Origin of the sequence: Flavobacterium sp. Arc3 (genome assembly GCF_041431375.1) — a bacterium.
In the GTDB taxonomy this organism is placed as follows: domain Bacteria; phylum Bacteroidota; class Bacteroidia; order Flavobacteriales; family Flavobacteriaceae; genus Flavobacterium.
In genome coordinates this window covers 1-25,583 of sequence record NZ_JASMRI010000018.1, presented here as the reverse complement: position 1 = coordinate 25,583, position 25,583 = coordinate 1, and the positions used below count along the sequence as shown (strand labels likewise).

General features: G+C 33.1%; 22 protein-coding genes and 2 pseudogenes. 9 read left to right on the top strand and 15 right to left on the bottom strand.

The features are described from left to right. From QO200_RS13375 to QO200_RS13355, 5 genes are all read left to right on the top strand, one after another. Positions 1-1,641, top strand: coding sequence for a family 16 glycosylhydrolase (locus QO200_RS13375; RefSeq protein WP_371540951.1), 1,641 nt, complete (start codon positions 1-3; stop codon positions 1,639-1,641). Between the two features lie 84 nt (positions 1,642-1,725). Continuing rightward, a complete protein-coding gene (bglX, locus tag QO200_RS13370; RefSeq protein WP_371540950.1) occupies positions 1,726-4,032 on the top strand; it encodes a beta-glucosidase BglX in 2,307 nt (768 codons plus the stop codon). Positions 4,033-4,035: 3 nt separating this feature from the next. Next, positions 4,036-4,791 carry a family 16 glycosylhydrolase gene (locus QO200_RS13365; RefSeq protein WP_371540949.1) on the top strand — a complete coding sequence of 252 codons (756 nt, stop codon included), beginning with the start codon at positions 4,036-4,038 and terminating at the stop codon, positions 4,789-4,791. 360 nt (positions 4,792-5,151) lie between these two features. Beyond that, on the top strand, positions 5,152-5,736 hold the full coding sequence (locus QO200_RS13360; RefSeq protein ID WP_371540948.1) for an RNA polymerase sigma factor: 585 nt from the start codon (positions 5,152-5,154) through the stop codon (positions 5,734-5,736). 49 nt (positions 5,737-5,785) lie between these two features. Further along, positions 5,786-5,929 (top strand): hypothetical protein, encoded by a 144-nt coding sequence (locus tag QO200_RS13355; RefSeq protein WP_371540947.1) that lies wholly within the window; start codon positions 5,786-5,788, stop codon positions 5,927-5,929. Between the two features lie 91 nt (positions 5,930-6,020). Here QO200_RS13355 and nth read toward each other — a convergent pair whose 3' ends face one another. Continuing rightward, a complete protein-coding gene (gene nth / locus QO200_RS13350) occupies positions 6,021-6,671 on the bottom strand; it encodes an endonuclease III (RefSeq protein ID WP_371540946.1) in 651 nt (216 codons plus the stop codon). A gap of 283 nt (positions 6,672-6,954) precedes the next feature. Between nth and bcp the strand changes: the two genes are divergently transcribed. Then, complete coding sequence (bcp, locus tag QO200_RS13345; protein ID WP_371540945.1) at positions 6,955-7,413, top strand: thioredoxin-dependent thiol peroxidase; 459 nt, start codon at positions 6,955-6,957, stop codon at positions 7,411-7,413. A 94-nt stretch (positions 7,414-7,507) separates the two neighbouring features. Here the strand turns inward: bcp and QO200_RS13340 are convergent, their stop codons facing one another. Then, the gene (locus QO200_RS13340) at positions 7,508-8,983 is read right to left on the bottom strand and encodes a TonB-dependent receptor (RefSeq protein WP_371540944.1); all 1,476 of its coding nucleotides are present in this window, start codon (positions 8,981-8,983) and stop codon (positions 7,508-7,510) included. A 96-nt stretch (positions 8,984-9,079) separates the two neighbouring features. Here QO200_RS13340 and QO200_RS13335 point away from each other — a divergent pair, with 96 nt between their 5' ends. Beyond that, on the top strand, positions 9,080-9,844 hold the full coding sequence (locus QO200_RS13335) for an MBL fold metallo-hydrolase (RefSeq protein ID WP_371540943.1): 765 nt from the start codon (positions 9,080-9,082) through the stop codon (positions 9,842-9,844). Positions 9,845-9,856: 12 nt separating this feature from the next. Further along, the gene (locus QO200_RS13330) at positions 9,857-10,357 is read left to right on the top strand and encodes a hypothetical protein (RefSeq protein WP_371540942.1); all 501 of its coding nucleotides are present in this window, start codon (positions 9,857-9,859) and stop codon (positions 10,355-10,357) included. Between the two features lie 42 nt (positions 10,358-10,399). Here QO200_RS13330 and QO200_RS13325 read toward each other — a convergent pair whose 3' ends face one another. From QO200_RS13325 to QO200_RS13310, 4 genes are read right to left on the bottom strand one after another with little or no spacing between them, the layout of a single operon-like run. Beyond that, positions 10,400-11,041 (bottom strand): alpha/beta hydrolase, encoded by a 642-nt coding sequence (locus QO200_RS13325; protein WP_371540941.1) that lies wholly within the window; start codon positions 11,039-11,041, stop codon positions 10,400-10,402. 4 nt (positions 11,042-11,045) lie between these two features. Continuing rightward, the gene (locus QO200_RS13320) at positions 11,046-11,372 is read right to left on the bottom strand and encodes a hypothetical protein (RefSeq protein WP_371540940.1); all 327 of its coding nucleotides are present in this window, start codon (positions 11,370-11,372) and stop codon (positions 11,046-11,048) included. A 6-nt stretch (positions 11,373-11,378) separates the two neighbouring features. Continuing rightward, the gene (locus tag QO200_RS13315; protein ID WP_371540939.1) at positions 11,379-12,635 is read right to left on the bottom strand and encodes a dihydroorotase family protein; all 1,257 of its coding nucleotides are present in this window, start codon (positions 12,633-12,635) and stop codon (positions 11,379-11,381) included. 46 nt (positions 12,636-12,681) lie between these two features. After that, positions 12,682-14,610 carry a BatA domain-containing protein gene (locus QO200_RS13310; protein ID WP_371540938.1) on the bottom strand — a complete coding sequence of 643 codons (1,929 nt, stop codon included), beginning with the start codon at positions 14,608-14,610 and terminating at the stop codon, positions 12,682-12,684. 226 nt (positions 14,611-14,836) lie between these two features. Here QO200_RS13310 and QO200_RS13305 point away from each other — a divergent pair, with 226 nt between their 5' ends. Further along, entirely contained in the window at positions 14,837-15,952 is a 1,116-nt protein-coding gene (locus QO200_RS13305) for a lactonase family protein (protein WP_371540937.1), read from the top strand. Positions 15,953-16,018: 66 nt separating this feature from the next. Here the strand turns inward: QO200_RS13305 and QO200_RS13300 are convergent, their stop codons facing one another. From QO200_RS13300 to QO200_RS13260, 9 genes and pseudogenes are all read right to left on the bottom strand, one after another. Further along, entirely contained in the window at positions 16,019-17,371 is a 1,353-nt protein-coding gene (locus QO200_RS13300; protein WP_371540936.1) for a DEAD/DEAH box helicase, read from the bottom strand. A 115-nt stretch (positions 17,372-17,486) separates the two neighbouring features. Next, positions 17,487-17,834 (bottom strand): annotated as a pseudogene (locus QO200_RS13295) (response regulator transcription factor); the annotation flags it as partial. Between the two features lie 9 nt (positions 17,835-17,843). Then, entirely contained in the window at positions 17,844-20,120 is a 2,277-nt protein-coding gene (locus tag QO200_RS13290) for a DUF4838 domain-containing protein (RefSeq protein WP_371540935.1), read from the bottom strand. Next, the gene (locus QO200_RS13285; RefSeq protein ID WP_371540934.1) at positions 20,080-21,348 is read right to left on the bottom strand and encodes a YaiO family outer membrane beta-barrel protein; all 1,269 of its coding nucleotides are present in this window, start codon (positions 21,346-21,348) and stop codon (positions 20,080-20,082) included. Before QO200_RS13285 ends, QO200_RS13290 begins: the two co-directional genes overlap by 41 nt. Further along, positions 21,345-22,772, bottom strand: coding sequence for a glycosyltransferase (locus tag QO200_RS13280; protein WP_371540933.1), 1,428 nt, complete (start codon positions 22,770-22,772; stop codon positions 21,345-21,347). Before QO200_RS13280 ends, QO200_RS13285 begins: the two co-directional genes overlap by 4 nt. Positions 22,773-22,777: 5 nt before the next feature. After that, the gene (locus tag QO200_RS13275; protein ID WP_371540932.1) at positions 22,778-23,980 is read right to left on the bottom strand and encodes a hypothetical protein; all 1,203 of its coding nucleotides are present in this window, start codon (positions 23,978-23,980) and stop codon (positions 22,778-22,780) included. A gap of 239 nt (positions 23,981-24,219) precedes the next feature. Further along, positions 24,220-24,546 carry a PleD family two-component system response regulator gene (locus QO200_RS13270; RefSeq protein ID WP_371540931.1) on the bottom strand — a complete coding sequence of 109 codons (327 nt, stop codon included), beginning with the start codon at positions 24,544-24,546 and terminating at the stop codon, positions 24,220-24,222. Between the two features lie 351 nt (positions 24,547-24,897). Further along, a pseudogene (locus tag QO200_RS13265) lies at positions 24,898-25,164 on the bottom strand (DUF2400 family protein); the annotation flags it as partial. A gap of 19 nt (positions 25,165-25,183) precedes the next feature. Beyond that, positions 25,184-25,324: a hypothetical protein gene (locus tag QO200_RS13260; protein ID WP_371540930.1), complete on the bottom strand. Its 141-nt coding sequence runs from the start codon at positions 25,322-25,324 to the stop codon at positions 25,184-25,186. Between the last annotated feature and the right edge of the window lie 259 nt (positions 25,325-25,583).

Here is a 25,583-nt window from a genome sequence, read left to right as displayed (position 1 = left end):
ATGAAAAAAATAATTATAAACACAATCTCCATTTTTATATTGTTAATAATGGTGAATTGTTCGAAAGATGATTTTACTTTCGGTTCATTACAGGCTCCTACAAATTTGCAAGTAGCAGTAGAGCTGATTGGTAAAACAGCAGCGAACCCAAATGGTGATGGTTCCGGTAAAGTTAAATTTACGGCAACCGCAGATGATGCGATATCCTATAAATTTGTTTTCCCTGATGGAACGTCTTCAAACGCACCAAGTGGTGTTTTGGAGAAACTTTTCACAAAAGTGGGTCTTAACTCTTATACTGTAACTGTGGTTGCTTCAGGTACTGGGGGAGTGTCGACGAATAGTACTGTTGAAGTAAAAGTGCAAAGTAATTTCGAAGATGCGGAGGCTATTAAGCTTTTGACAGGTGGTACTACTAAAAAATGGTACGTGTCTGCGTCAGAACCAGGCCATTTAGGTGTAGGGCAGAATGATGGCGACGCTACTAAGAATTATTATCCAAATTATTACCAAGCGGTTGCGTTTGAAAAAGCAGGTGCAGCGGCGACTAGTTGTTTTTATGATAATGTGCTAACGTTCAGTTTGGATGGCGGTATCATGAAATTCAAATTAGATAATGGTGGCTCTACATTTTTTAACAGTGCTTACTTAAGCGTAGGTGGTGGAACAGGAAGTAATGATGCTTGTTTGGCTTATAATACAGGAGGACTTAAAACGGTAGCTTTAAGCCCTTCAGAATCAGTCATAATGCGCAATGCCGATCGTTTGACTCAAACAAGAGGTACGGTTATGAATTTCTCTGACGGAGGATTTATGGGGTACTATGTAGGACAAAGCTCTTATGAAATTCTATCAATAACAGATAACCGTATGGCTGTGCGTTTTGTACAGGCGAATAATACAGGTTTAGCTTGGTATATGATTTTTACCACAACAAAACCAACACAAGCGGTTACTGATTATACAACACTTAAATTTTCGGATGAGTTTAATACTGATGGTGCACCTGATCCAGCCAAATGGTCTTATGACTTAGGTGCTGGTGGTTGGGGAAATAGCGAATTGCAGACCTATACTAATAGTTCAGATAATGTAATAGTAGCGGGTGGAAGTTTAAAAATTACTGCCAAAAAAGTAGGTGTTGGTTATACTTCGTCTCGATTAAAATCAGAAGGTAAGTACAAGTTTACTTATGGAAAAGTAGAAGTAAGAGCTAAATTGCCAGCAGGTGGAGGAACATGGCCAGCGATCTGGATGTTAGGTTCAGATTACGCAACTAATACATGGCCAGGTTGTGGAGAAATAGATATTATGGAACACAAAGGAAATGAGCCCAATGTTATTCATGGTACTTTGCATTATCCAGGCTTTTCTGGCGGTAATGCAAATGGAAGTACTAAAACAATTACCAATGCTTCTACTGAATTTCATGTTTATAAAACTATTTGGACTCCAGCATCAGTAAAAATATATGTAGATGATGTGTTATACCACACTGTGGCAAATGTTAGTAGTCTGCCATTCAATAAAGACTTTTTCATGATTTTAAACGTAGCTATGGGAGGGACTTTTGGAGGTACGGTAGATCCCGCATTTACTCAATCTTCAATGGAGATTGATTATGTAAGAGTTTATCAATAATAAGTAAGTATTTATTTAAAGAGATTAAAAAGGTCGGGTGTTTTACCGGCCTTTTAATTTTAATAATATGAAAAAATGAAATACATGAAAAATAATTTAAAATTGATGTTACCCTTCATTACAGTTTCCCTTTTAGTAGTGGGTTGTGGTGACAAAATAATGAAACCATCGGTTTCTTACGTGAAAGATAATCCTTTAGAAATCAGAGTAGATTCGGTTTTGAAATTGATGACCTTAGAAGAAAAAATTGGGCAACTCAATCAATACAATGGTTTTTGGGAAATAACAGGACCTTCTCCTAAAGAGGGACAGGCTGCAAAAAAGTATGATGATTTAAAAAAGGGTTTAGTAGGCTCAATGCTTAATGTAAAAGGGGTAAAGGATGTAAGAGCATTGCAAAAAATTGCAGTTGAAGAAACAAGATTAGGTATTCCTTTAATTTTTGGATTTGATGTAATTCATGGTTATAAAACCATAAGCCCTATACCACTAGCTGAGTCAGCAAGCTGGGACATGGCAGCTATACAAAAATCGGCTGCAATGGCTGCAGAGGAGGCTTCAGCAGTAGGACTTAACTGGACTTTTGCGCCTATGGTTGATATTGCGCGAGATGCGAGATGGGGTAGAGTAATGGAAGGGGCAGGTGAGGATCCTTTTTTAGGAAGTAAAATTGCAGTAGCAAGAGTCCAAGGTTTTCAAGGAACTGATTTAGCTGCCACAAACACTATTTTAGCTTGTGCTAAACATTTTGCAGGGTATGCTTTTGCAGAATCGGGAAGAGACTATAATACAGTTGATGTAAGTGAAACTACTCTACAGAATGTTATATTTCCTCCTTTTAAAGCGGCTGTCGATGCCGGAGTAAGAACTTTTATGAATTCCTTCAATGAATTGAACGGAATTCCTGCCACCGGAAATAAATACCTGCAAAGACAGATTTTAAAAGGCGATTGGAAATTCGATGGTTTTGTAGTGTCTGACTGGGGTTCGATCAACGAAATGATTGCTCATGGTTATGCAAAAGACAGCAAGCAAGCTGCCGAAATTGCGATTAATGCAGGTTCTGATATGGATATGGAATCCAGTGCTTATGTAGAGCATTTGGTGGCATTGGTTCAAGAAGGGAAAGTAAGCGAAAATCTAATTGATGATGCTGCTAGAAGAATCCTTAAAGTGAAATTTGAATTGGGGTTATTCGATAATCCATATAAGTATTGTGATGAAACTCGTGAAAAAGAAACGGTTGGAAGTGCTAAGTTTCAAGAAGAAGTTTTGGATATGGCAAAAAAATCAATTGTCTTATTAAAAAATGAAAACGAACTGTTACCTCTTAAAAAATCAGGCGTAAAAATTGCTCTTATAGGAGCATTGGCAAATGATAAAACGAGTCCGTTGGGGAGTTGGAGAATTGCGGCAGATGACGAAAGTGCTGTTTCAGTATTAGAGGGACTTCAAGGCTATAAAGGAAATCAACTTAACTATGTCAAAGGAGCTGATGTTAGTGTCGGAAGAACCCAATTTGTTTGGGAGACTAAAATTAATATGACAGACAAAAGCGGTTTTCCAGAAGCAATTTCTGCAGCAAAGCAGGCTGATGTTGTGATAATGGTTTTAGGAGAACACGGATTGCAATCAGGAGAGGGTAGAAGTAGAACAGATTTAGGATTGCCTGGAGTACAACAAGAATTGTTAGAAACAATTTTTAAAGCGAACCCTAATATTGTTTTGGTTTTAAATAATGGACGACCACTCGCTATTCCATGGGCTGACGAAAATATTCCCGCGATAGTGGAAGCATGGCATTTAGGGACTCAAAGCGGTAATGCGATCGCACAGGTTTTGTATGGCGACTATAATCCGAGCGGAAAACTACCAATGACTTTCCCAAGAAATGTAGGTCAAGTACCCATTTACTACAATTATAAAAATACAGGGAGGCCAGTTATGAATGAACCAGAAAGTGTTTTTTGGTCACATTATATTGATGTAGAGAATACTCCGTTATACCCATTCGGTTATGGGTTAAGCTATTCTAAATTTAAATATTCTGATTTAGAATTAAGTCAAAAATCATTTGCAGACAATGGTCAAATGGAAGTATCTGTTACAATAAAAAATACTGGAAAATACACAGGTAAAGAAGTTGTTCAATTGTATATTCGTGACTTGTTTGCCTCGGTAACACGACCAGTAAAAGAATTAAAGGGATTTGAAATGATTGAATTGCAACCTAATGAGTCTAAAAAAGTGTCTTTTGTAATCAACAAAAAAACAATCGAGTTTTTTACTGCTAATTTAAAATGGGAAGCTGAACCGGGCGATTTTAAAGTATTTGTTGGTGGTAGTTCTGCTCAAACCTTAGAAGGAGATTTTCAATATCTAAATAACTAGTAAATGAATAAATTTTTAATATTATTGATGGTATGTTCAATTTCTTTGGCACAGCCAAAAGGAAAAAAATTGGTTTGGGAGGAAAATTTCAATGGCAAAAAATTAAACGAGGCAATTTGGAATGTTGAACTTGGAGACGGTTGCCCCAATTGTGGTTGGGGCAATAGTGAACGTCAATTATATACCAATGAAAATCATAAATTAGAAAAAGGTAGATTAATAATTACCGCTAAAAAGGAAGAGCTTAAATATACTTCTACCCGAATCACAACCAAAGGGAAAAAAGAATTTCAATACGGGTACTTTGAAGCTAAAGCAAAATTACCCGTTGGGAGTGGCATATGGCCAGCTTTCTGGATGTTGGGATCTAATATTGATAAAGTAGGTTGGCCTAAATGTGGAGAAATTGATATTTTGGAGTATGTAGGAAGAGAACCAGATATGGTTTTTACTTCTTTGCATACACAGGATAGTCACGGAAATACTATCAACACTAAAAAAACAAAGTTTGAAAACATTGAAGAAGGGTTTCACATCTATGCTATGGATTGGTCAAAAGATAAAATAGACTTTTTTGTAGATTCTATTTTAGTATATACTTTTAATCCAGAGCATAAGACGGAAGCGACCTGGCCGTATGATCAACCTTTTTATTTTATTATTAATTTGGCAATTGGAGGAAATTTTGGAGGGCCAGATGTTGATGATTCCATTTTTCCACAAGATTTTTCTGTGGATTATATTAGAGTATATCAATAAATAGCTGATGGAAATATAAGAAAAGTAGCAAGTAAATTTAAACTTGTTACTTTTTTTTTTAGAGTAAAAACAGCTCTTTTACAATTAATTTATTTCTCTTTAGGATGCTATAATTGAGGGTGCTAATGGGTCACAAGTTTTTTGTGATCCTTTAAAAATGTTTAAATAGAATCTTTAACTCCTTGTTTTTAATACTTTAATGCTTAGGCCGTTAATTTTTCTTAAATTTATTTGTTTGTTAGCGTAAATATTTGTTAAATTTGGCTACTAAATGAAACCATAATTAAATCCAGCCTATAGTATAACACTACTTTTTAGAAAATTTACTCCAAATTTCAAACTAGACTAAAAGGTATAACTATGGCTCATACACAACCCCCGGATGCATTATTGGTACAAAATTATGTAGCAGGTGACGAGGAAGCACTATCTACATTAATCAAAAGGCATGAATCAAGAATTTACGGCTTTATCTATTCAAAAATTTCGGATAGAGATATTTCAAACGATATTTTTCAAGATACTTTTATTAAAGTAATCAAAACGCTAAAGTCTAATTCATACAATGAAGAGGGGAAATTTTTGCCTTGGGTTATGCGAATCTCGCACAATCTTATTATCGATCATTTTAGAAAAAATAAGAAAATGCCAATGTTTAGAGAAACTGAAGAGTTTTCTATTTTTTCGATAATGTCTGATGATTCCCCTACGATAGAAAATAAAATTATATCTGATCAAGTAGAAAGCGACATAAAGAAGCTTATCGAAGAGCTGCCTCTCGACCAAAAGGAAGTTTTAGTGATGCGTATGTATCAGGATATGAGCTTTAAAGAAATTTCAGAAATTACAGGAGTTAGCATTAATACGTCCTTAGGTAGAATGCGTTACGCTTTAATGAACTTGAGAAAAGTTATTGACAAACATCAAATTGTTTTAACTAATTAACAATATTTAGATATATGCTGCGTTATTAATAAAAACTAATTAATACAACATGGCAAAAATTTACTCTAAAAAATCATTATCCATTAAGGCAATGAAACCAAGAAAAGAAGTCGTTTCTTTTTTATTAAATTATTCAAAGGCGTTAACCATGATTGAAATTAATAATCATAGTTTCGAAATTATTTCTAACTAAACCATTATTAGTTTAAAAGCTTAAAAACCAAGTTCTATTACGGAACTTGAATTGATAAATTTCACTAATTTGTATTTCAAACTAGTGAAATTTATTTTTTATAATAACCATCTAAAACCGTTTTTCTTCCTACAGTTTTAGTAATTATGTCTTTTTCTAAATCCCATCCTCTTGCGGGCGAATATTGTCTTCCATACCATATTATTTGCAAGTGCAAATCGTTCCATATTTCCTCAGGAAAAATGCGTTTAGCATCTTTTTCAGTTTGAACCACATTTTTACCATTAGTCAGATTCCATCGATACATTAAACGGTGAATGTGAGTGTCGACTGGGAAAGCCGGAACTCCAAAGGCTTGAGACATAACAACGCTTGCTGTTTTATGGCCTACCGCTGGTAATTCTTCTAGAAACTCAAAACTCTGCGGTACTTCTCCGCCATGTTTATCAATCAAAATATGAGATAAACCATGAATTCCCTTAGATTTCATCGGGGAAAGCCCACAAGGACGTATGATTTCTTTTATTTCCTCGACAGACATTTTTATCATATCATAAGGATTATCTGCTTTAGCAAAAAGCAATGGCGTAATTTGGTTGACACGCACATCAGTGCATTGTGCAGAGAGTAATACTGCAATCAATAAAGTATAAGGATCTTTGTGATCTAAAGGAATGGGAATGGTTGGGTATAATTCTTTTAACGTATTTATAACAAACGTTACCCGTTCTTGCTTCGTCATTTTTGTATTTTTATATCTTGTAAAAATAATATAAATTTTAGGATGTGCCTAATCCAGCTGTTCATTACAAGTCCTCCTTCATAAAAACTTTTTTTCTAAGTTTATAAAGGAGCTTCCTGCCGGTCGCTCTTTATAAACAATAAAAAAATGTATTTTTTCAGTCCGGGCTTTCCATTACCATCTGGGGCAGTAGAAGTGTAAATTAAAATAGTAATAAACAATAATAAAGCTTTGTGATCTTTGCTAAAAACCTTAGCGCACTTTGCGGTTAAATAAAAAAAAGATGATAACATTAAAAAAAGGAGATAAAGCGCCTGATTTTTCAGGATTAGACCAAGACGGGAAATCTCATAAATTAGCAGATTACAAGGGAAAAAAATTAGTTGTTTTCTTTTATCCAAAAGCAAGTACACCAGGCTGCACTGCAGAAGCATGCGACCTAAGAGATAATTTTGAGCGCTTTAAAGCAAACAATTACGAACTACTCGGAGTAAGTGCCGATGCACAAGCGAAACAAGCTAAATTCAAAGAAAAATATGATTTCCCGTTTCCGCTATTAGCAGATGAGGATAAATCAGTAATTGAAGCTTTTGGTGTTTGGGGACCTAAAAAATTTATGGGAAAAGAATACGACGGAATTCATAGAACTACTTTTGTCATCGACGAAAATGGACTTATCGATGAAGTAATCGAAAAAGTAAAAACTAAAGCGCATGCTGACCAAATTCTAAAAGAGATTTAGAAGTAAAAATCAGTTGTTTTTTAATACAAAAAAAGCCAAGAAAGTAAATTTAACTTTCTTGGCTTTTTTATTAATTAGTACCGAATCGTTTAGATTAACAATCAGGATTTAAATTATTTTCATTCAAAATTTTCGTCGGATTGTAACCAAAGAGGCTATGCTCTTTAATTATTTCAGCAATTCCGGAAGGAAGCATTGGTTCCCAACCTTGTTTTCCGTCGCTAATCATTTTTAAAACCTCTCTTGAGAATACCTCTAAGATTGCAGGGTCATAATCATCAATATCAACTACTTTTCCGTTGAATTTAAAGAACTTGTAAAGTTCTTTCATTCTAGGATGAACTTTTAGATTTTCTGAAGTAGTGATGTCTCCATTCTCGTCAAGCATTGGATATAAAAATACTTTCATATCACGGAAGAATAATTTCCCGAAAGCTTCCAGAATTCCTCCACTTAAATGACGATAGTATTTTTCATCAAAAATATCAACTAAGTTATTTACTCCCATGGCTAATCCCATTCTTGCTTTGGTATAGTTAGCAAAATATTCGACTACTTTATAATATTCCTGGAAATTAGAAATCATTACCGTTTGTCCTAGAGAACAAAGTAACTCGGCTCGATCCATGAAATCGCGTTCGTCAATTTCACCATCAGAACGTAAATTTGATAAGGTGATTTCAAAAACAACTAGTGTATTATCTTTCTCCACTTTATTTTCTTCAAGAAACATCTTCAAGGATTTCTCGTACATGTCCATGTTTACTTTCGTAACCGGACGGAAACTACCTCTTAAAGCTAGAATATTCTTTTTGTACAATATGGCTGCTGGAAGTATGTTTCTGCCTTGAGGATCAAACATAACCGCATCAGTCATTCCGTTTTTTACTAATTGTAAACTCATCAAGCGATTGTCTACATCTGCAAAACGAGGACCTGAGAAATTTATAGTATCTATTTCCAGTTGGTCTTTGTCTAAATGATCGTATAAATAACGTAGTAATCTTTTAGGGTCATTGTACTTGTAGTAAGCACCATAAATTAAATTCACTCCAAGGATGCCAAGGGTTTCTTGCTGTAAACGAGCATCAGTTTCTTTAAAACGAATATGAAGTATAATTTCATTATAATCTTCGTCTGGCTCAATTTGGTAACGGATACCTACCCATCCGTGGCCTTTAAATTGTTTGGCAAAATCAATGGTAGCAACCGTATTGGCATAACTAAAAAACATTTTATTAGGATGTTTTTCTCTACTCAATCGCTTCTCAATTAACTCACCTTCCATGGTGATCATTCTTTTGAGTCGGCTTTCGGTTACATACCTTCCGTCTTTTTCTATACCATAAATTGAATCACTAAAATCTTTATCATAGGCTGACATCGCTTTTGCAATAGTTCCGGATGAACCACCAGATCTAAAAAAATGTCTTACAGTTTCTTGTCCAGCACCAATCTCGGCAAAGGTTCCATATATATTTTCGTTCAAATTTATACGTAGGGCTTTGTCTTTTATTGAGGGTATTTGTGCGATGACTTTGTCACCTTTTAATTTTATCTCTGTATCCATTATATTTTAAATATGGCTAATATGTTACAAAGTTAATTAAATAGGTTTCTAATGAAAGAGAATTAATCCTATTTTTGTAAAAAAATAAAAGAGCAATTGAAGGTATATTTTTTAGGCACTGGTACATCGCAAGGGATTCCTGTTATTGGAAGTGACCACCCCGTATGCAAAAGCACTGATTTCAAAGACAAAAGGCTTCGCGTTTCTGTTTGGATTAGTTGGGACGACTATTCGTATGTAGTTGACTGCGGCCCTGATTTCAGACAGCAAATGCTTGCGTCTAATTGTCAAAAGGTAAATGGAATCTTATTTACTCACGAACATGCGGATCATACATCCGGTTTAGATGATATTCGACCGTTTAATTTTAAACAGGGAGAGATTCCTATTTATGCCCATCATCGAGTGATTGATAACCTTAAGGAACGCTTTGAATACATTTTTAGAACAGAAAATCGATATCCCGGTGCACCTTCTGTAAAAGTCAATGCCGTTGTCAATAACGAGCCATTTCAAATAGGGAATAAAACAGCAATTCCAGTAAATGTTATGCATGGTAATCTGCAAGTTTTTGGATATAGAATTGACGATTTTGCTTATCTTACTGACGTAAAAACAATAGATGATAGTGAAATCCCTAAACTTCAAAACTTAAAAGTATTAGTAATTAATGCGTTAAGAGAAGAGGAGCATTTCTCTCATTTAAACCTAGAAGAAGCCTTAGCCTTAATTGCGCTGCTACAACCTGAAAAAACGTACTTAACTCATATAAGTCATTTATTTGGCTTTCATGAAGAGATACAAAAAAAGTTGCCTGCAAATGTCTTTGTTGCTTACGATAATTTAGAAATTACACTTTAATATAAATAAATAATGAAAAAATCTTTTCTGCTCTATGCCTTTATAATACTAGTCCTCATGAACGTTTTTACCTATAGCTTTTATAGTAAAGAGGTCGCTTACGAGCAAAGCAGGTATGAAAAAACAACTAAAAAATTAAAAGATAGTTTGACTTCAGTTACTGCTAAATTGAATGATGCTAATTATTTTTCTTTAGAAAAAAATGAAAATGCCCAGAATTATTTTGACTCGGCAGATTCAGAAAAAATGATTAAGTATGAAGAATTAATTCCTTATGTAACAGAGAAATTATTAGATTATAATTCAAACCCAAAAGGGAATCCTTATGTTGGGCAAGATCAAATAGGAGCTAATAAATTTATAATTAATAAAGTAAAAATTCTAAACCACAGATGGATTATCGCTGATTATAGTGACGGAGAAATGTGGGGTGAAGTGTTACTAAAATATTTTGTAAATAGTGATGAAACTATTTCTTTTGAAGTAAACCAAACATTATTGTATCAGAAATAATAAAAAAAGGTTCCAATTTTGGAACCTTTTTTTTGATTTGTTTTATAACCAGTTTTTGAAATCAGCAAAAATTTGCGGTGATATTCCATGACCTATCGGATATTCTTTATAAATCGATTCGATTCCTAAAGCATCTAAAAACGGCGTTGTTTTTCGAGCCCAACTTATTGGAATTACCTGATCGACAACTCCATGGGAAGCAAATATACTTAGTTTTGAGAAATTATTATTTTGGTAGTTTTCTTCAAAAATTTCATCATTGATATAGCCACTCAAAGCAATTACTTTATTAATTTTTTCTGGATGAGATAACGCAATTGCGTAACTCAATATCGCCCCTTGGCTGAAACCAAGCAAAGAAACTGCTGTTGCATCAATCGGATAATTGAGGATTAATTCGTCTATGAAACCGGCAATTAAATTTCTGGAAGACTTTGCTTGTTCATTATCTGAAAATTTATTTTGGTCTGCATCAAAATTAATCGCATACCAGGCATAACTACCGTACTGTATGTCATAAGGTGCTTGCGCAGAGATCACATAATACTCGTCTGGAAGTTCATTTGCAAATGAAAATAAATCTTCGGCATTGCTGCCGTATCCGTGGAGTAAAAGTATAAGTGGGTTTTTTTCTAATTTTATTTTGGGCTCTCTAATGAGATAGTCAAGTGATAATTTATTCATTTTTTTAAGATATTTTTACGAACCATTTTTGAAAAAGCTCACCTAATAGTGGCATTGGTTTTGTTTCTCCTTTTATTGCGCTGAAAATTCCATAAGACCATAGCACAGAGACGAAAATCCACATTGGAGCTGAAATCAGCAGACTGTCAAAATTGCTGATTATTAAGCCTAGTGAGATGAAAGTAAGTGTTATTCCCAGTCCTTGACGGATGTGAAACGATGCAAATGTATTTTTATCTTCAGAGTTCATGGACATCGCAATAAAAACCCCTATACCTAAAATATAGCTGGTAATCGCTGCCGTTTTTCCTTTTTCAATAGTGTTATTCATGTTGTATTATTGTGCTAATATTAATTTTCCTTGGTTTACGATTCCGTATACCTTTCCTTTTGTTTGTGCTCCTAGAAATGCGGAGTTTTTAGATTTAGATAAAATAGCCGCTTTGGTGAAAACGCCTTTTCCTTCTGGTGTAAATAAACTCATATTTGCTTTAGCTCCTTCTGTAATAGGGTAGTTTTCGATACTGAAAACTGTTTTTCCTGAAGTTAATTTTTCTACCACTTTTTCTAATGGGAAAATAGTCATTAGAGCACCAAATGCACTTTCTAATCCGATAGTTCCATTTTTAGCCATGTCAAACTCCATTTTTTTATGTTCAATATCCATAGGGTTATGGTCTGATGTGATCATATCGATGGTATTGTCTAATACTCCTTTAAGCAATGCTTTTCGGTCTTTTTCAGTACGCAAGGGAGGCGAAACTTTAAATCGGGTATCAAAACCTTCCAGTTTTTCATCCGTCATTACTAAATGATGAACTGCAGCGCTACAGCTAACCTGTAATCCTTTTGCTTTTGCATCTTTAATTAATTGAACTGATTTTGCTGTAGAAACAGTAGGGATGTGCAACTTACCTCCAGTATATTCTAGTAAAAATAAATTTCTGGCAATTTGTAGTTCTTCAGCTAGATTTGGAATTCCTTTTAATCCTAATCGAGTTGAAACAACGCCTTCATTAACTACGCCCTGTCCTTTTATTTTTTCGTCTTGAGGAAATGCGATCACTAAGCCGTCAAAATCTTGTACATACTGCAACGCTATTTTGAGCAAATTAGCATTGTCCTGACTTTTATTATAATCGCCAAAGGCAACCGCTCCGCAATTTGTCATGTCAAATAATTCAGCCATATCTTTTCCTTCGCTACCTTTTGTCAAAGCACCAATTGGGAAAAGTTGCGTAGCACTTCCTACGGCTTTATTCTGAACAAAATTAACTTGGGACTGATTGTCAATAATAGGGAAGGAGTTGGGCTGTAAAGCGATAGCAGTAAAACCACTTTTTGCCGCAACATTTAATCCATTTAGTATCGTTTCTCTATCTTCAAAACCGGGTTCACCTAGTGAAACGCTACTGTCAAACCATCCTTGTGATACATGGAGGTTGTCTAATTTTATTTCTTCGGTTTTATCTGAATTGGGAAGGGATGCAGCTATTTTTTTTATAAAACCATCTACAATTAAAATATCTACTGTCTGATTGTTAAAAGGACTGTTTGAATCGATAATTTTGGCGCTTCGGAGGATAAATTTCATATATAGAGACTATTTTTTTTAATGCGGTATTCTAAAAACAAATAATTTATTTCATGAATCGTATGATTGCCATTTCTGTGACTAGAAAGAGCAGTGCAAAGATAACAAACCATTTCCAAATTTGATTATCCAATCGGTTGCTTTGTAAAGTATCAAATACATTTGCTACGGAATCAATTATTTTATACTCAGAAAGTACGTTTTCATTGACTGCGCTAAGGTTACTTTCGGTTCTGTCGTAGTTGAAACTAATATTTTCCAAAAGTTCTTTTTGGTTGTAGATTCCGTAATTCCCCGCTTCTTCTGGATAGTCATTAAACGTTAATTTCACTTTGTCATTTATGATTTGTTGAATGGGAATAAAACTTTCAGATGAATTAGTAACGGTTAATACTGCATCTTTCGATAGTGTAACATCAACGAGAAACGGATTTGGATTTCCAATCGTAAATAAATTTATGCCTTTTGGCTGGCTATTCATTGCCATTTTATAGAAGGTGGGAACGATAAGCGGTGATTGTTGGAAATTTGAATTTTTAGTATTTATTGGAGCCGAAAAAACATATACGGTAGAAATTGCATTTGGTAAAGCCGTTAAGAAGGTACTTTGATCATCATTATATAGCGCTGCGGCATTTGTATTTGATATTGTAAAGGAACCGTTTGTTTTAGGATATTGAAAATTAGTGATTCTGTTTTCAAAAACAGCTTTAAACAGCGGGTGATTGAAATTGATTTTAGTGATCAATTTCTCTACATTTTCAAAAGACTTAAATTGGATGACTCCAAAATTCCCTAGAAATTGATTTAGATTTGCTGCCGTATCTCTTTCTGAAGGTATTACGACAAGGCTACCGCCCTTTTCTACAAAAGATCGTAAAGTCGTCTGCAAAGCTTCTGGAATATCGTCGAGTTCATTTAGAATGATTACATCTTGTTTTTCAACGCTATTGTAATCTAGTGAGCGAATAGTTGAATTAACAAAATTGAATTCATTATCCGTATAAATCCGACTAAGGAAATTGCTTTTTTCGGGTTCGCCAATGCTAATAATATTGGTTTTTTTTATTTTCGAAATAGTGAAATATAGCGTATTGTCATAGCTGAGTCCGTTATCAGTGATAGAAACATAACCGTGAAAGGGCTGTTTTGCAATCGTGAAATTGATACTCTTCTTTTTAGTTTCGAAGTTAACCGCTGTTTTTGCGACCATCTTGTTCTCATTGTAAACCGCTATGGGTATCGCTTTAAGATCAGCGCTATAATGTGATAACTCAACTGTTATGTCATAGAAATCATCAGAGATTTCATTAATATAAACGCTGTCTATTGAAGTGTTATTTTTTTGTTCTGCCTTTGGGAGTATAAAATAGGGTACGTCATTTTTATCCCTATTTTTAAGTTGTTGTTCAGTGAGACCAACTCCATCTGTAATGATGATAATGTCTTTTTTAAAAGCAGATTTATGTCCTTTTATTTTTGCTAAAATAGGATCTAATTGAAATGGCGTAGCGCTGTATTTTAAATTTTGGAGGGAACTCCGAATTGATTTTATATCAGTGTCCCAAAAATCTTCAGAATTCGTCAACAAAGAAAAAGTAGTGTTTTCTGGAGTGTCTTCAAGTAATTCCTGAACGGCTCGTTTTAGTAATTCGCCTTTTTTTCCTTTGGCTTGCATACTAAATGAATTGTCTAAAATAATATACATCTCGTTTGTTGCATTCTCTTTATCTTTTGCTTCAAAAAAGGGTTGGGCAAAAGCGACAATGATACAAGAAAGTAATAATAATCGGCAGCTAAGAAGCAACAATTTCTTTATTTTGGAGCTTTTTCTGGTTTGCACAGAAAGTGCGGATAGGAATCGAACGTTAGTGAAGTATTCTTTTTTAAAACGGCGAAATTGAAATAAATGAACCAAAATAGGTACGATCAACAAGAAGAGAAAGTATAAAATTTCAGGATGTTTAAATTGCATTCTTACGTAAGGTTTGCTGCATTGGATTAAATTCTCAATGAAGTTGCAACCAAAAATACAAATTTGTTAACAGTTGCAATACGCTATTGTTTAAATTTTTTATTGCACACCCGATTTTCTTTTCGATTTAAAAAAAATCAATTTTGAAAGGACTTTATATTTTTTAAATGCTGCAAATACACTGCGATATATTATGTATTTTAGCTTTTAAAAATAATTTAAGAAAATGAAAAAGCAAATTACGGCCCTTCTGTTAGTTTTAATGTGTTACAGTATTCAAGCTCAGGATAATAAATTCAATCTAGTTATAGGTACTTATACAAAGGGGTGCGAAAGCAAAGGGATCTACGTTTATAGTTTTGATGCTAATACGGGTGATTTTAATTTTAAGAATGCAGCTGAAAGTACAGTTAACCCGAGTTATTTGACTTTTTCAGCAGATAATAAGTTTATTTATTCTGTAAATGAAAATGGTAATGAGAGTAAAGTAAGTGCTTTCGGTTATACTCCTTCTAATGGTAAAATAGATTTTTTAAATTCCCAGAATGCAATGGGAGCAGATCCATGTTATATTATTAACGATGATAAAAATGTAATTGTTGCTAACTATTCTGGTGGAAATATAGGTGTTTTTGGTAAAAATGCTGACGGAAGTATTGGTGAAGCCAAACAGGTGATTCAGCACTACGGAAAAGGAATTAACGCTAAAAGACAAGAAGGGCCACACGTTCATATGGTTCAATTTTCTCCTGACAAAAAGTTTGTTTTGGCTAATGATTTAGGTAACGATAAGGTATATTCTTATGTATACAATCCAAACTCAGTCAATGCAGCTCTAAAAGTAAAAGATAGTTTCGCTGTTGAAGCTGGAAGTGGTCCAAGACATTTAACGTTTAGTAAGGATGGGAAGTACGCTTATCTTTTGAAAGAACTTAGCGGCGGTTTGACTACGTTTTCTTATTCGAAAGGGAAGTTGAAAAAAGTAGATCAAACTACCATTTTAGCCAAAGATTTTAAAGGGACTTTCACTGGAGCTGCGATAGATATTTCGCCTGACGGTAAATTTTTATATGCAACAAACCGTGGGGATGCCAATACTATTTCAATTTTTAAAATATTAAAAAACGGAAAATTAGAGTCTCAAGGACAAACAAGTACTTTAGGTAAAGGACCAAGAAGTTTTGCAATTGATCCAACTGGAAACTTTCTTTTGGTAGCGCATCAATATACGAATGACATTATCATATTTCAAAGAAATACTACTACGGGCAAACTAATGGATACTGGAAAAAAAATAGAGTTGTGTTCCCCGGTATGCTTGGTTTTTACTGAAAATAAATAGTAATAGATCTTCTTGCAAAGAGAAAAGGCTATAAAAATGAATTTCATTTTTATAGCCTTTTTTATACTATTTGTTTTTGTCTTTCCTTTTCTTGTCTCTCGTTTTTAACATATTACGATTTACAGATCCATGTGTTTTTTTCTTGGTAACACCAGGACCTCCTAAATTGACTTTCTTATTCTTTTTACTTTTTTCTTGAAAAGCACCGTCTCCATCAAGCGTTTTCTTTTTCATTAAGAACTTAACGACTTGTCTCTCTTTTTCTGGTTCAATTAACTTTGCTGAAACTTCTACCTCTTCAGGGAATGCTTCAATAGGTAATTCCATGTTCATTAAGACTTCAATTTCAACTTTTGCTTCTTCCTCTCTAGGAGCAATAAAACTAATTGCTGTACCCGTTTTATCAGCACGTCCAGTTCTACCTATACGGTGCATGTATAATTCTGGCATTGCTGGCATTTCGAAGTTGATAACATGGGTGATATTAGAAATATCTAAACCCCTAGCCATAATATCAGTAGTAATAAGTCCGCGTAGATTTCCTTCTTGAAAAGAAGCCATCGTACTCAAACGGTAATTTTGTGATTTATTAGAGTGGATTACTCCAAATTGATCTGCAAAATCTTCATCGATACGAACATGAAGCATATCTGAAATTTTCTTGTTGTTTACGAAAATTAAAACACGACTCATGTCTTCATTTTCCTGTAGCAAGTGTTTTAATAGATTTACTTTCGTATTAAAATTAGGTGCATTGTAAGCGATTTGTTGAATATTTTCTAACGGTGTTCCAGAAGCTGAAAGAGTAACCTCCTGTGGATAATCAAAATAATCATTTAAAATAGCATCCACTTCATCTGTCATCGTTGCAGAAAACAGGATGTTTTGACGTTTTTTAGGCATCATTGCTAAAATAGCAGTCAACTGAGTACGAAACCCTAAATTCAACATTTCGTCAAACTCATCGATAACTAGTTTTTGCATTTCCTCAAAACGGATCACATTGTCTAATGTTAAATCCATGATTCGACCAGGTGTTCCTACTAATATGTCGCAACCTTGATAAATAGTTGTTTTTTGAGTATTAATGTTTACACCACCAAAGATACCAACGGTACGAACCGACATATACTTGGTTAATTTTTCCACTTCCTCAACTACTTGAACTACAAGTTCACGAGTAGGAACGAGGATTACAATTTTTGGAGTATGTCCAGGTATAAATTTGTATAATTTTAATAAAGGCAATAGGTAGGCAAATGTTTTACCAGTACCTGTTTGTGCAATTCCCATCATATCACGGCCAGACATTATCACAGAAAAAGTTTTTTCCTGAATAGGAGTAGGGGTAGTAAATCCTAAATCGTCTATTGCTTTTTGGACTGATTTTGGAAGATTGAATTGCTCGAAAGTGGTCATAAAACGTATATTTTGTGCAAAGATAGTGTTTTTATGAGGATAGTGGTTATTACTCTGCTATTGTTGTCGTTTTTAACCGTTTAAACAAGAGTAAAACTTTCTAAAGGAAACGATTTACTCTTAGAACTAATTCTTTAGGATTGAAAGGTTTAGCGATAAAATCATCTACGCCAAGTTCAAAGCCTTCAATTACAGTTAGGTCTTCTTTACCTAGAGCAGAAACTATAATAACAGGAATAGTAGGATAATTTTTTTTACTATAGGCGGTGATTTCTAGTCCTGATTTATAGGACATCATAATATCGGTAATAATTAAATCAGGCTTTATAATCGCTATTTGTTCTACGCCGTCATTACCATCTTTTGATACGTAAGTTTCATAGCCTTCTTTCTTTAGAATAAACTCCATAATTTTAATTATAAGCTCGTCATCTTCTATTATGAGTATTTTCTTTTTAGCCATTTTTTAGTTTTATTTATTGTATAGTTCAATTTCATCAATCATTACCATCGGTTTCTTTCCTTTCCGGTTTCGCCAAATAGGTAGTTCTAATTGGTTGTCTATCACTATTTTTATACGATTAAAGTTACTAAATTTTTTACTATTTATCTCTATAGATTCTGTTTTTATTATAGGGTTTTCTGTTAAATCTTCAAGGTCTTTTTCTGTAATTAAAACCCATTCCTTGTCATTAAATCCATAGACAGTAATTTTCTTAGGGATAAAGATCCAATGTCGCTGGTCATCAAGAAAATTTATTTTTATTTGATTAAATTCTAGCTTTTTTGTTATCAACTCGATCGATGGATTAGTGCCGTACCAACCTATCCAGTTTATGTTGTAATCTCTGTGACCTTTAGCACCATCTACCAGCCCGTAACTTCCTTTTCCACTGTATTCTGCCGCAGGTAATGTTAGAAAATTAACTTTCAGGTTTTCTCCAAGATGTGTTGTCGTGTCTTTGGCAATTTCTAGCCATTCTTGATAGTACTTTTCTGGAGATAACCCGTCTTCGCTTAATTCGTAAATTCCATATTCAGAACATTTTTTTGAGAATGTTTGCACTCTTTTGGTAAGTCCGTCTTTAACTTCTTTTTGACCTGCTTCATTAATTGTAAACATTCCGTGCTTGTCCTTACCATAGAATTTTGACTGCTCAAAAAAGACATACTCTAATGCAAGTCGTATTTTTGCAACTCTAGGTTTTAATAGTGTATCTTCACTAACGATCATTTCAGCTTCATCAATTAATTCATCGTATTGATTCATTGCTTCGGGTGACAAGAAGGTATTTCTACTTTGAACAGGGCCCGAATAAATGTCTAAGTAAGAATTAGATTTCTGTTGATTTTCAGATAGAAGATCTAAATATTTTTTGATATATGGGGCCGCTTTACCATAAAAGCCTCTCAAGAAATCATTTGTTGTTGCCTGAATATCGATAGTTGTATCCCATAATAATTTGGCTAAAAGATATTGCCTTAATTCTGAAAAATCTCCTGGCACATCTGCATATCCTTGCGCAAATATCCCTGTTACATTATTATTTTTAAAAAATTTATAATTATCAGAAAAGGTTTGGATGTTAGGAAATGGCGATAGGTAGTTAGAAAATTGTACTGTATAATCCCATAAATATAAATGCGAGGTAGTTTTAGCCCAATCTTGCAATGTTTTTCTAAAAGAAGTACTAGAATTATCGTTTACAATAGATTTTCCCCGATTTAACTCGATAGGGCAAAACAAGGTATAAATATTAGGTTCTAATTTTAAATTTACGGGTGGCTTATAAGTGTGAAGATAGGCTAGGGTAGTTATTTTAGTATTAGGGAAGTGTTTAGCAATTTTATTTAAAAAATAATAAAGGGAACCTTGAGGGCCTCCATATTTATTGTTTAGGTAGCTGCATTCCTCACATTCACAGTATACAGCGTCGTCATTTTGACTTACAGAATAAAATGTAGCATGGGGGTTTTTAGCAATAACCTCTTGCATTTTTTTAATGACAAGACTCACAACTGTATCATTAGTCATGCAGAGTGATTCGCTTTTACGGTTGCCTTCATATAAAGCAAAAAACTTTGGATTAGTTTTGAAATAGGTTGCCGGTGGTAAAAGTTTATCAAACGAATGCCCCCAAACACTAAAGTCATTTAAGTACCAATCCAGCTTATGCCAATCTCTAAAGTCTTCGTCGTAGGCATCCGGATATAGTAATACACGATATTCGAATGAGGGTTTATGATGTTGTTCCGTGTTTTTTGGGAATTTAACTAAATCTATCTTAGGGATGTATGTGTCTTTAGCTGTAAACTTCCTGAATCCCCAAGTTTCTAACAAGGTATAAACAGCGTAACGTAATAACTTTTCATTTGGAGCTATTAAGGAAATGCTGGATGAATTGCTTTTAATTATAAAGGTAGTGTCGTCAGTTGATTTTTTTTCCTTTGCTATTTTGAGGAGTATTTTTGAACTTTCTTCGCTCTTTTTATTATTAGTCTGAATCGCAAAGGCATTAGAAAAAGATTTATCTAAGTAAGACTTCAATAGTATTGCAGCTGGTCTTGCACTCTCAGAGGCAATATTAATTGTGTTTGTTTCAGTTAGTTTGTTCGTTATAACAATATCAGATTGCGCCATCATTTTGCAGCTAAAGAAAATTAAAAAAAATAGTATCCTAAATAGATATGATTTATTATCAAACGTATTAGAATTTGTATTGGAATAGTAACGAAATTTCAAATTCATTTTGCTTTTTGTTTGGTACGTATTCTTGATTATTAAGGGTTGTTTGAATACCTGTCAGATACTTGTTGTTGAATGATTTGAAATATCCAGCCCCGATTCTATAAGAAGTAAGGTTTACTCTTTGTTCTAATTGACCAATAGTGATTCTCTCGTCTGGTGAAGTTCCATATCCTGCAATTAGCGAAACATAGTCATATTTAGTTTCAAAATAATATCTTGTCGTTAACGTGAATGACGGATTATATTCATTGTTGCTATTTTGAATATAGGATCTAAAATTTATCCAATAAGAGCCAATGTATTTTCCAACTCCTAAAACAATTGTTTTAATTTCTGTGTTTTCGGGTTTGATGTATCGAACACCTAAATCAGCTTCCCATCCTTTTTTGAAACTTTGGTAAAAAGAGTAAGCTAATTTTAACTTAGGGAAAACGGGATCTTGACTATAGGCTACTCCCAAATAGGAATAGTTAGTTTTTCCTGTGAAAAAATAGGATTCTGCTTCAAATTGTGTTCCGTCAGAAACACTTTTTCCAGATGATAATCGATTTACATAGTTAACACGGCCAATTAAAGAACCCCAACTACGTTCCCTAATATATTGTATACTTCCCAAGTGCCAAGGGCCGTAAGCAGTTCTGTCAAATGAAGTATAACTATAATTCACGCCCACTCTATCTGAGTTTATTTTAGATTCTACCAGAAATAGAGTTTGTTTGATTTCATCATCTTTGGGAAATTTAGCTTGCAAAGTTTTTAGATAATTATATTCTTTTTTAGTATCTTTTTGCAACTGATAAACCACTATTTTCTTTTTTTCAAAACTTCTATCTTCAGGGTGTAACTCAATGGCTTGATCTATTATTTTTTCAGCTTCGAGATAGTTTTTTTTATCTAATTCAATGTTGATTAGATAATTGAAAGCAACTTCATTATAAGTTGTTCTTTTTATATAATAATTATAGTAATATCTAGCACTGTCTTTGTTATTCAATAGATCATGGTTTCTCCCTAATAACAAATAATAATCAAGGTAATCAGGAGCAATTTTTTTAGCAATCAATGCTCTCTCGATATTTTTTTCATAATTTTTGCCATCCTTCATGTCCTTGATAATTACAGACAAAAGGCTGTCTGTATCAATTTTTTGAGCGGTGGTTTTTTGACTTGAAAAAATAAAAATAAAAATGAAAGAACTAACGATATTTAAAACGATACTTTTTTTCATAATGTTTGGTTTTGTGGTGTTGTAAATCCTTTACGTATCATTATTCCCCATTTTCGTTCTTTTTGGCGTAAAAAGTGCCAATATCCTTGTATCGAAGCAAAAACGTTCAGTGGGTGAAAAATTATAGGCTCGATAAAAACCATTAGAATTAGTATAATTATTTCTTTCATACCTGTGTAATGTTTATAAATCAATTGATCTAAAAAAACTGAAATTAGAGTTATGCTTATATAAAATAAATAGACAAAAGCACTACCAATTGATAAATAATGATAGTTAATATCAAAGAACATGATGTTTACTAGTAGTGCTATTAATCCTAAAGTTTCTAAGACCGGAACTGCAAGTTCGTAAAACAGATAATAGGGAAAAATAAGTAAACCTGTTTTGCCATATTTTGGATTAAAAAGCACCTCTCTATGTAAATAAAGTGTTTGAATTAACCCTCTTGCCCAGCGAATTCTTTGCCTTATAAATATTCTCATACTTGCAGGAACTTCAGTCCAACAAAGAGATTCTGGAATGTAAATTATTAAGAACTTCTCCTTTTTTAGATGCATTAATTTTCTCATTCGAGTGATGAGTTCCATATCTTCACCAAGTGATTGATGCCAGTATCCACCTGCCTGAATAACTGTTTCTTTATCGAACATTCCCAGTCCTCCGGAAACTAATAACAATCCGTTTATTTTACTCCAGGCCATTCTGCCAAATAAGTAAGAGCGTGTGTATTCCAGTTCCTGAAAACGTGCAAAAAAGTTAGTAGGAAAATGTGATTTATAGAGCATGCCGTCTTTAAATTCGCATGAATTCGAAATTCGTATTGCTGCTCCAGTTGCGATTACTTTTTCGGTGTTTTCAATAAAGGGTTTTACTAACATTGAAATTGTGTCTTTTCTTAGAATACAATCGACATCAGTACAGATAAAAAGAGGATATTTAGCAGAGTTGATACCTGCATTTGATCCGTCAGCTTTACTCTTTCCATTTACTTTGTCTACAATTAAAAGTTTAGAGTATACGGGATTCGTGGATTTGTAATGTCCTCTTAATGTTTGTGTTGGTATTTTTTCTTGGTAAAAAAAGTCCACCTTAACTAAGCTAAATTCTTCGATTAATATTGCAAGAGTATCATCTGTACTTCCATCATTGATAATAACTACTTCAAATTTTGGGTACTCTTGTGAAAGAAGTGATTTAACATTGTAAACAATAGTAACCGCTTCGTTGAATGCCGGAGCCACAATAGAAACTCCAACGGTGTGATTAGATTTAATCAATACTTCCTTAAGCAAGAAATATTTAGATTGAAAATAAGTTCTGATTGCGATCCAAGATAGAATAGCCAGAAAGAGGTAAATTAAAATATAACTAATTGAATAATATATGAGAAAATTTTCGTAGGTTTTAATAATATTCTCCATAGGATTTAATTAAGATATGGGTTATTAACATGTAAAAGAATTCTATTTATGATGTTGTTTTCTAAAGGATCGTCTATTTTAAAAGTCTTAAAAAAAGTCGAGTCAATTTTATTAATACAATTTATGATTTCAAATTTTATTTCTAAATCTTTTTCTTTAGAAATAAGGCTGAGTGCAAAATCCTTAGTGTTAGCGTCGCCTATAACAGCCATTGTCTTCAGAGCAGTAATTTTATTAGACTTCTCGGTTTCTTGATTATATTGATTCATTACGATAGTGTTTGCGTCAACGATATATAAATGTCGGATAAGTTCAAAAGTTTCTTTTCTTATCTCATTGTCAACACTTGTAAAAAGGTACGTTATTTCTGAGTTGGTTAAGGTTTTACTATATCGAATCATTAACTTGATTGCTAATACTACTACCGAACTATTTTTATTATAGAGCCATTCATTGATTTTTTCGGGTAGTACCGTTTTTTTTTGATAAATGATATCGAGTATTTTGATTTGATCAGCATTTGATATTTTACTTTCATAATTGCTTAAAAAATCAAGTTTTTGATCAGAAAGGGATATTATGGCAATTAATGCATTCGACTTTAGAAATTTATTTTTCTCATGTACATAAGGTCTTATGTATCCGGTTTTAATTTTATAGTCTAATATCTGGTAGTGGTAAATTGCTAATAATTTATTTTTCCAATTGCTGCTTTTAATCAATTTACGGCTGTACTCCTGAAATCCAAAATATCTATAAATCATTAACATTTGATGCGGATTCACTTCAGTAACATTTCGTTTAAATGATAGGATTGTATTTAGAATTAAACCTTTACACCAGTTTTTTTTAAAAGGAACTTCTTTTTCAAATAGTTTTATTTTTTCCTTGATACTTTTAGCATCATAATTTGAAAATATAATTTGAGTAAGAAAATTATTAGTTTTATTACTTATGTCTTTCTTTTGTTGTATTTTATTTTCGAAGTAAAAGCGATTTGCAATTAATAATATGACCATAGTAATGATAACTGCTAGTAGCAAAGGAACAAGGATATATTGCATTATATCAAACACAAACTCATTCGTAAGGAAGTAACTATTGAATGAGAATAATTCGTTTTCAGCATTACTAGAGCTAATACTTTTATTTGATTTTGAAAAGTAAACGGTATAAATGGGACTGACATTTCTAAACATATTACTCATACTTATATCTAATTAATTTTTAAATTGAATAGGTAAGGATCAGGTTTGTAGACTTTTGGGCTAATCTAAGATAAGAGTAAAATATTTAGATACAAATAAAAAAAGCGCAATTAATTAACTATTTTTTATGTGTTTTAAGGCAGAAAGTGTTTTTGTGACTTTTCTAAAACTTTACTATTTTTTAAAATTTTAGTTTTTTTATGAGTAATCTTATTCGCATGAATAAGTTGCCATATTGTTTAACGTAATATTCGATTTACTCTATTCATTAATTCATTAGGGCTAAAAGGTTTACTCATAAAGTCAGTAGCTCCTAGATTGAAGGCTTTAAGTACTACTTCTTCCTGACCCGATGAGGCGAAAATTATGATAGGGGTGTTATCATTCAATTTATTACGTACATGAGTGATTACTTCTAACCCACTGATATATGGCATCATAATATCTGTTAGAATTAATTCAGGATTGTGTTCATCAATTAGGGCTATAGTTTCTTTTCCATTTTCTGCTATCAAAAGTTTGTACCCTTCTTTCTCTAACCTGAACTTAAGTAATAAGGATAGCATTGAATTATCTTAGGCTAGTAAAATTTTTTTCATGTTAATTTTGTATAATAACTTTAGCTCAAATTTTAGTAACTACTCTACTACTTTATAGATAATAATTTCTCTCTACGTTTATATTATTTTAAATAATGATTCACGTGGCTTTATTAAACTATTTAATCAAAATATTCTATTGTGAAAAAGACGACAACATTTAAATACTTGTTTCAGTCTAATGTAGTATAATTATTTTAATTAAACGATAAAGCACGAAATATGCCGATGAAATGCGGTTAAAAGATGTTTAAGTAAGTATATCACTGTTAAACAAGTAATTTCTACTGAATAGTAATCGCTCCTTAAATTAAAAAATTAAAAGCCTTCAAAAACGCCTAATCCAAAAAGTGCAAAGTCATATTTAACAGGGTCATTAGGGTCGAGTATCCTAAGTTTAGCGTCTAATTCAGCTACTGCCTTACCATCATTTTGTTTTCGGGTAAGTAATCCCAATTTTCGAGCTACATTACCAGAATGCACGTCTAAAGGGCAAGACAAAACTGCAGTGGGAATGCTTTTCCATATTCCCAAATCAACCCCTTTGTTATCCTGACGACACATCCATCTCAAATACATGTTGATGAGGGTGATTAAGATGGTTTTAATCAAATAAAACTAATTCATTAGGATTTAATTCGATACTATCTGTAATCAAACCCGAAATTGTTGTATTGCCTTCAAAACCAATTAAGTCTTCTTCACTAAAGGGTATCCCCCTACGCTCATAATCAGCTTTAAGCAACTCAATATCTTCTGTAAGTTGTTCTTCATTTAATGCTTTTTCTCGATAATAAGAATTCCAATTCCAAGTTAAAGCTTTCCAATCTGTCGTAAATGTTGATTCCTCAGAGTAATTTTTATATTTTATAACTAAAAAATAATAGCCTGATTTTTTTTGCTTTGCATGATGTATTTTGATGCTTTCTGGAAAAACCGGTCAAATTGACCACCCAATTCCAGTGCAAATTGACCACCAGTTCCGGAGTAAACTGACCACCCTA